The organism is Rhodopseudomonas sp. BR0C11, from assembly GCF_010820945.1.
Lineage (GTDB): Bacteria > Pseudomonadota > Alphaproteobacteria > Rhizobiales > Xanthobacteraceae > Rhodopseudomonas > Rhodopseudomonas palustris_H.
The window spans coordinates 1-974 of record NZ_QTKI01000755.1; the positions used below are offsets into that span (position 1 = coordinate 1).

Below are 974 nucleotides of genomic sequence, written 5' to 3' on the forward strand. Positions count from 1 at the left end.
GGGCGCGGCTGTGTCCCGAGCCGGGGATCGACATGGAGCACGCGGCCTGATGACCACTGTCGCCGATCGACGACAGCTTCGGCTTGGCCTGCGAGCATAGCGCCTCGGCGAACGGACAGCGCGGATGAAAACGACAGCCGGCCGGCGGATCAATCGGGTTCGGCGGATCGCCGGTGATCGGCGGAACCTCAGTGCGACGATCTGGATCGGACGACGGCATCGCCGCGAGCAGCGCCCGCGTGTACGGATGCGCCGGCGCGTCCCACACTTCGTCGACCGGGCCGAGTTCGACGACTTCGCCGAGATACATCACCAGCACGCGGTCGGAGATGTAGCGCACCACATTGAGATCGTGGCTGATGAACAGATAGGTCAGGCCGAATTCGCGCTTCAGGTCGGCCAGCAGGTTCAGGACCTGTGCCTCGACCGATTTGTCGAGTGCGGAGACCGACTCGTCGAGGATCACCAGCCGGGGCGACAGTGCGAGTGCGCGCGCGATGTTGACGCGCTGGCGCTGGCCGCCAGACACTTCGTGCGGATAGCGATGCGCAAAGTTCTCCGGCCGAAGGCCGACCTTGCCGAGCAGTTCGCGCGCCAGCGCACGGGCGCTGGCATCGCTCATGCCGTGGACCTTCGGGCCGAACGCAATCGATTCCTCGATCGTGAGCCGCGGATTGAGCGAGGCATAGCTGTCCTGAAACACCATCTGCATGCCGCGGCGCAGCTCGCGTAGGCTGAGTTCGCGCCCGACTTGCCGCGCGTCGAAGATGATCTCGCCGGCCGTCACCGGCATCAGGTGCATCAACAACCGGGCGGTGGTCGACTTGCCGCAGCCGGACTCGCCGACGATGCCCAGCGTCTCGCCCTTTGCGATCGAGAAAGTGACGTCGTCGACTGCCCGCACCGTTTTGGCGCCGCCGAACAGTCCGGTGCCGCGCACCGGGAAGTGCTTGGTGAGCCCGTTGACCTGCAAC

1 protein-coding gene is annotated in these 974 nt (G+C 66.1%); it reads right to left on the bottom strand.

Annotated features, from left to right (window positions below):
- The coding region (locus DYI24_RS27165) for an ABC transporter ATP-binding protein (protein ID WP_246701395.1) at positions 1 to 973 on the bottom strand (973 nt) is incomplete at its 3' end.
- Position 974: the final 1 nt, after the last annotated feature.